This window comes from Argonema antarcticum A004/B2, assembly GCF_023333585.1.
In the GTDB taxonomy this organism is placed as follows: Bacteria; Cyanobacteriota; Cyanobacteriia; order Cyanobacteriales; family Aerosakkonemataceae; genus Argonema; species Argonema antarcticum.
On the sequence record NZ_JAIQZN010000176.1, the window covers coordinates 1 to 7,030 of the forward strand.

The window sequence follows — 7,030 nt, forward strand, 5'->3', positions numbered from 1 at the left end:
GTGGTCAGTGGTCAGTGGTCAGTGGTCAGTGGTCAGTGGTCAGTGGTCAGTGGTCAGTGGTCAGTGGTCAGTGGTCAATTGTCAGTGGTCAATTGTCAGTGGTCAATTAAGTTACGCCGCTTTTCTGGCTGGAGAATCATCGATCGCAATCTCTTCAATTTGGAAATTGCGTTTGATTTCCAAGCGGTTGAGATAGCCAATCGGGTCATCGGGGTTGAAGATAACGCCGTCAAAGAGTTTAAATGGAACGCGATCGGGTTCTATATCGGGCCATCCCAGTTGCCGTGATGCTTCGCCAAACAAATCTACCCGGCGTACCCGTTCCAGAACTTCGATCCAGTTCTTAGGGAAAGAAGTAATACCCCAACGCGCTAGCTGAGTCAAAATCCATAAGCCTTCACCTTTACTCGGACAGTTGCTATTGTCGTAGTGAAACTGATTGAATTTTGGCAGCACTTGGGTTGCAGCACCTGTACCCCGGTTGTAGTGACCTAAGAAACCGGGACTGATATATTCGGCAGAAACACCGATATACTGAGGCTGACAAAGCAATTGCATGATTTCTTCGCGATTGCGGCGATCGTCGCAGTAGGCGCAAGCCTCCAAAAGAGCTTTCAGTAAAGCAATATGGGTTTGAGGGAATTGGTTTGCCCAATCCTCACGCACACCAAGCACTTTTTCAGGATTTCCCGGCCAAATATCTAGGTCGGTGGCGATGACAAATCCTAGTCCTTCGTAGACAGCGCGACAGTTCCAAGGTTCGCCGACACAGTAGCCGTCAATGCTGCCAGCTTTGAGGTGTTTTACCATATCTTCTGGTGAAATCACCACCAAATTCACATCTCGATCTGGATCGATACCTCCTGAAGCTAGCCAGTAACGCAGCATCAGGTTGTGCATGGAGGATTCGTGTACGATGCCCAATGTGTAAACTTTATCTTTGCTTCGAGCGATCGCACTTTTAAAATCTTTGAGGGTGCGTACTCCTTGCTCAAATAACTCATTACTTAAGGTAATGGCGTTACCGTTGCGACTGAGGACGAGGGCGGTAATGGTATGTATGGGCGTAAGGTTACCCATACCCAAAGTCATGGTTAAGGGCATACCTGCAACCATTGGGGCGGCATCCAGGCGTCCGGTGGCGATACCTTGCGCGATCGCATCCCAACTTTGTTCGCGGCAGAGGTTAACATCTTCTAAACCATGTTTGCTGAAGAAACCCATTTCTTTCGCAACTACCAATGGGGCGCAATCTGTGAGGGGAAGAAAGCCAATATCTAACTTGACTTTTTCCAAACCTTCAGAAACGATCGCATTTTTGTTTGCTGTTGTTGTTTGCTTCGCCTTGCGTTTCTTGTCCCGCTTTTGCTGGTTGAGGAAGTTAATCATCTGATTACGCAAGTCATAGTAACTCGGATGATTTACCACTTCTAGGCGCTGGCGAGGTCGGGGAATGGGGACTTCCAATATCTGACCGATGTGAGATTGTGGCCCGTTGGTAAGCATCACAATTCGGTCAGACAGCAGCAGCGCTTCATCTACATCGTGAGTAACCATTACGCTGGTGACGTGGCTTTCCTCACAAATTTTCATCAACTGTTCTTGCAAACCACCGCGTGTTAAGGCATCCAAAGCCCCAAAAGGTTCGTCCAACAGCAGCAATTTGGGGCGAATAGCTAAGGCGCGTGCGATCGCCACCCGCTGTTTCATCCCACCTGATAACTCGCCCGGTCGCTTGTCTGCTGCGTGTTGCAAGCCCACCAACTCGATGTGATGTTCTATAATTCCTCGGCGTTCTCCCTGTGGGCTGTCCTTGAAAACTCGATTCACCGCCAAAGCGATATTCTGACGCACACTTAGCCACGGTAGTAGGGAGTAGTTCTGGAATACCACCATCCGGTCTGGCCCAGGCTGGGTGATTTGCCGCCCTTCTAAGATAATGCCGCCTTTTGTGGCCCGATCTAAACCGGCAATCATATTTAGCAAAGTCGATTTGCCGCAGCCAGAGTGTCCAATTAGGGAAACAAACTCTCCCTGTTTGATTTTCAGTTCAATATTCTTGAGGGCGACATAGGTGCCACCGTTGGGGAGATCGAATATGCGATCGACATGATCTATTTCAACAAATACAGACATAGGAAGGGACTAGGGGCTAGGGGCTAGGGGCTAGGGAAGAGGGAAGAGGGAAGAGGGAAGAGGGAAAGTGGGGGATAACTGATAACTGATAACTGACAACTGACAACTGACAACTGACCACTAACAACTGACAACTGACAACTGACAACTGACAACTGACTATTTTTGTTCTGCTGGTACAACTATTGAGGCAACGAAGCCGACTATCCGGTCTAACACAAGACCAACCACACCCACATAAATAAGTGCAATGATAATTTGGCTGGTGAGAGAGTTGTTGTAAGCATCCCAAATGAAGAAGCCAATACCTACACCGCCAACCAGCATTTCTGCCGCCACAATTGCCAGCCAAGATAACCCAATACCAATCCTCAGACCAGTAAAAATGTAAGGAACTGCGGCTGGAAACAAGATATTCAAGAAATACTGGGAATTTGACAGTTGCAATACTCTAGCAACGTTTCTGTAATCTTGAGGCACTTGCTGTACCCCGACTGTAGTGTTGATAATGATCGGCCAGATTGCTGTGATAAAAATCACGAATATCGCTGAAGGTTCATTTTGTTTGATTGCTGCTAGTGCAATCGGCAGCCAAGCTAGGGGAGGAATAGTACGCAGAACCTGGAAAAGCGGATCTAAAGCTTCATAAACAGCTTTATTAGCGCCAATCACGATACCCAGGCTGATGCCAACAATGGCAGACAGGGAAAATCCAATACCAACCCGTTTCAAGCTGGCGAAGATTTGCAAGGCTAAGCCTTTATCTGTACCGCCGTTGTCAAAAAAGGGATTGATGATGTAAGGATCGAATGTTTCAGTTAGTACTTGGATCGGCCCTGGCAATCCCTTTGAACCGGGAGGGCAGAGGATTTGCCAGATGATCAAAAATATGGCGAATGCAATCAACGGCAGAATTATTTTTCGGGAATTTTTTTGCAGATATTTAACGATCGGATTCGGCAAATTGGGATTAGACGTTCTTTCAAGCTGGGCTGTCATTTTCTCTCCTTCAATTGGTTGGTACGTAGTTGCGCTTCAGCGCCAAAGCACTTCTTTCAAGCTAGACTGTCATGCTCCTTCCTTCTATTAGTTGTCATTAATCATTCAGAAATTTAAAATTTTAGATTGCAGATTTCAATGACAATTTTAAATCTGACATCTAAAATTTAAAATCATTAGGCTTTCTTAATTGTCAGAGACTTCAAGTAGTCTTCTGGTTTGTCGGGATCGAACTTAACTCCGTCGAAGAATGTCTCAATACCACGAGAAGAGGTAGTGGGAATTTGGGTATCTGGAACGCCAAGGGCTTTAGCCGCTTCTTTCCACAAATCTTCCCTGTTCACTTTGTCAATGAGTTCCTTAACCTTTGTATCGGCTGGAATGTTGCCCCAACGAATATTTTCTGTCACAAACCAGAGGTCGTGACTCTTATATGGATAGGAGGCATTATCTGCCCAGAACTTCATCAGTAGCGGACTGTTTTCTTCCACGCGACCGTTACCGTAGTCAATCTTGCCTTTGGCCCGATCGATAATATCTACCGCTGGCACCTTAAACCACTTCGCCTGGGAGAGGATTTGACACATTTCCTCTTTGTTTTCCAGCTTGTCGCACCACTGCTGCGCTTCCTGCACAGCCATCAATATTGCCTTCGCCGCCTTGGGATTTTTATCTACCCAATCAGCTCGCATAGCCAAAGCTTTTTCTGGATGATCTTTCCACAATTCTCCTGTTACCAAAGCAGTGTATCCAGCCTGCTGGTTAACGAGTTGGGCGTTCCAAGGTTCCCCTACACAGAAAGCTTCCATGCTAGCCGTTTTCATATTCGCGACCATCTGAGGCGGTGGGACGGGGATAGTGGAAACATCTTTGTTGGGATCGATCCCGCCAGATGCTAGCCAGTAGCGCATCCACAAATCGTGAGTTCCACCGGGATAAGTAATCGCTACCTTGAGGTCGTTTTTGCCAGTTGCTTTGGCTTTTGCAAAAGCATCTTTCAGTATCTTGGTGTCTAATCCTAGCTTTACATCTTTATAAGTATTAGCAACAGAAATTGCCTGACCGTTGGTATTCAACCGCGCCAAAATGTACATAGGCAAAGGTTGATTGGTTTTGGTTTGGCCCAATGTCATAAAGTAAGGCATGGGGCTTAAGATGTGCGCTCCATCAATACCGCCACCTGCTGAACCTGTCTCCAAATTGTCGCGAGTTACTGGCCAAGAAGCTTGTTTAAGGACTTCGACATCTTTCATGCCGTACTTTTCAAATAACCCTTTTTCTTTAGCAATGATTAGGGGTGCAGAATCGGTTAGGGCGATAAATCCCAACTTGGCAGTGGTAACTTCTGGTGTGTCAGCAGCGCTGACATTTACTGCTGGTATTGCGGTGGAAGCAGCTGTGGGGCTAGTAGCTGGAGTGGATGCGGTATTGGAGGTACAGCCGTGAACTAGCAGAGTACCTGCTGCGGTTGCTCCGGCGGTAATAATAAATTGTCTTCTAGTAAATCTTGTCATTTTCATTCACCCTGTCGGTAGTTAATTTTTTGGTTGTGACTTTGTAGCAGTCACAAAATGCTTTTGCGAAAACTTGATGCCTGAACCTGACACTGTAGTATACATGGAGAAACTTGATGGAAAAGTATCCTTTTTATCAAAATGAGGCTGAGTTATCCGATTTTGGATTTTGGATTTTAGATTCAATCTGCAATTATTCAATCTAAAATTTTAAATTCCCGATTCCCTGTTTTTCCACAAATTTGAAATCGGAAATTTAAAATTTAAAATTTCCAAGGTTAGCTTTTTTCCCTTTAATTGAGCCCAAATCCACGTCTAAAATCCCCTTTTTATAGCCACAGTCACATCGTTTAGGACAGTGTTAGACGCTCAAAGCAACGCCGGGACTGTGTTTGTACGGCTGACGTTGCACTCAGCACTCAGCACTCAGCACTCAGCACTTAGCACTCAGCACTTAGCACTTAGCACTTAGTATGAGCCCCGAAGCGCTGAATCAATATGTCTTGTAAAATCGGCTTCAAATCTTCACAAGGAATGCTTTTCATGATGCAGCTGCCGAGATGAGCATCTTTGCCAACTGTGCCGCCCATGTAGATGTCTACGCCTTCGAGAGTTTTGCCATTTTTTCTTACCTTGGTTCCCATCAAACCAATGTCGGCTACTTGGGGTTGAGCGCAAGAATTCGGGCAACCAGTCCAGTGAATCCGTACTGTTTTGGTTAGAGATAATTCGGCTGACAGTTCCTGAATTGTCTCTAGGGCTCGGTTTTTGGTTTCTATTAAGGCAAAGTTGCAGAACTGTGCCCCTGTGCAGGAAACTAATGCTTGCTTTAAAGGTTCTGGATTGATGGAAAATTTCTCCAATATTGGTTCGGCTAGGAAAGTTTTTAAGCGAGAGTCGGGGATGTTGGGAATTATGATATTTTGTTCGACTGTGAGGCGGATTTCTCCACTGCCGTAAACGTCTGCTATCCTGGCGAGGTCAAATATATCTTGAGCATACATTCGTCCGACGGGGATATGCAAGCCGACGTAGTTTAAACCTAGTTGTTTTTGGGGATAAACACCGATATGGTCGCGTTTATCCCAGATGATTTCATCTTTTTCTGCTGCTGGTTGGAGGGGTTGTTCTAGCTGTTTTTCTACTTCGGTGCGGAATTTGTCTATTCCCCATTCATCGATAAGCCACATTAAGCGTGCTTTTTGTCGATTTGCCCGCAAGCCGCGATCGCGATAAAGCTCTAAAATAGCAATGCACAAGCTGACAACATCGCTGGGTGGAACCCAAGCGTTTAGCGGTACGGCGGCTTCGCAGCGTTTGGCGGAGAAGAACCCACCGACTAGGACGTTGAATCCTAATATTCCATTTTTATATGCGGGGACGAAGGCGATGTCGTTGATTTCGGCATGGACGGAGTTGTCGCGACATCCGGCGATCGCAATATTAAATTTCCGAGGCAGATTGGTAAAGGCGGGGTTACCTTCGCCGTTGTTGGTGAGCCTGTCTTGCACTTGACAGCAGAGTCCCCGCGTGTCGATGAGTTCGTCTGCGTCAATACCCGCTACGGGTGAGCCAGTGATGTTGCGGACGTTATCCATGCCAGATTGGATGCTGGTTAAGCCCACTGATTTCAGCTTGCAGAAGATATCGGGTAAGTCTTCTATGCGAATACCGCGCAGTTGGAAGTTTTGCCTGGTGGTGATGTCGGCATTGCCGTCACAGCCGTATCGTTGTACGATTTCGGCTAGGGTTCGCATTTGATTTGTGGTGATGATGCCGTTGGGCAGTCTCATCCGCATCATGAATTTGCCGGGAGTGACGGGACGGAAGAATATGCCTAACCATTTGAGCCGATGCTCTCGGTCGGTTTCATCCATTGCTTCCCAGCCCATTCCGGCAAACTCTTCTAGCTGGGCTTTGACTGCTAATCCATCTTTTTCGGCTTTAAATTTTTCAAATTTGTTCAGACTTACGGTTGCTGTGGCTGCGATTGTCATGTATAATCCCTAGTTTTCTACTGCTTCTCTTGGTGACCGCTTGTTTGCTTGTGCAGAGCTATAACCTGAAAGTGGCTTTTCGGTGCTAAATAGGACGCTCGATCCTTAAGCCAGTGTTATGTTTTTTTATTTGACTGTTTCTTTGTATTAAGCTAATGGGACTAAATGTTTCAATTCGTATCTTTAATTACAAAATCTTTACGGATATGAATTTATTGCATAGATTTTATGCTTTTTTGACATTTCTACCTTCGGCAGGATTGACGGGCCATGCTTTATAGCTAGTCTCTAGTGCAAGTGGTCAGTGGTCAGTGGTCAGTTGTCAGTGGTCAGTTGTCAGTGGTCAGTTGTCAGTGGTCAGTTGTCAGTGGTCAGTTGTCAGTG

The 7,030-nt window shown here is 46.2% G+C and carries 5 protein-coding genes; all 5 read right to left on the reverse strand.

Features of this window, described 5'->3' with window-relative positions; genetic code table 11:
- Positions 1 to 111: 111 nt before the first annotated feature.
- Entirely contained in the window at positions 112 to 2,136 is a 2,025-nt protein-coding gene (locus LAY57_RS34440) for a nitrate ABC transporter ATP-binding protein (protein WP_249071796.1), read from the reverse strand.
- 23 nt (positions 2,137 to 2,159) lie between these two features.
- Positions 2,160 to 2,318 (reverse strand): hypothetical protein, encoded by a 159-nt coding sequence (locus LAY57_RS34445; protein ID WP_249071798.1) that lies wholly within the window; start codon positions 2,316 to 2,318, stop codon positions 2,160 to 2,162.
- Complete coding sequence (gene ntrB, locus LAY57_RS34450; protein WP_249071800.1) at positions 2,296 to 3,135, reverse strand: nitrate ABC transporter permease; 840 nt, start codon at positions 3,133 to 3,135, stop codon at positions 2,296 to 2,298. The genes LAY57_RS34445 and ntrB overlap by 23 nt, the downstream gene beginning before the upstream one ends.
- Positions 3,136 to 3,311: 176 nt before the next feature.
- Positions 3,312 to 4,649, reverse strand: a complete 1,338-nt coding sequence (locus LAY57_RS34455) for a CmpA/NrtA family ABC transporter substrate-binding protein (protein ID WP_249071802.1) — start codon at positions 4,647 to 4,649, stop codon at positions 3,312 to 3,314.
- Between the two features lie 461 nt (positions 4,650 to 5,110).
- On the reverse strand, positions 5,111 to 6,646 hold the full coding sequence (locus tag LAY57_RS34460) for a ferredoxin--nitrite reductase (RefSeq protein ID WP_249071804.1): 1,536 nt from the start codon (positions 6,644 to 6,646) through the stop codon (positions 5,111 to 5,113).
- Positions 6,647 to 7,030 lie beyond the last annotated feature (384 nt).

Coding starts and splice junctions, on each gene's coding strand:
- LAY57_RS34440 (WP_249071796.1), bottom strand. CDS start 2,136: ATGTCTGTATTTGTTGAAATAGATCATGTCGATCGCATATTCGATCTC.
- ntrB (WP_249071800.1), bottom strand. CDS start 3,135: ATGACAGCCCAGCTTGAAAGAACGTCTAATCCCAATTTGCCGAATCCG.
- LAY57_RS34455 (WP_249071802.1), bottom strand. CDS start 4,649: ATGACAAGATTTACTAGAAGACAATTTATTATTACCGCCGGAGCAACC.
- LAY57_RS34460 (WP_249071804.1), bottom strand. CDS start 6,646: ATGACAATCGCAGCCACAGCAACCGTAAGTCTGAACAAATTTGAAAAA.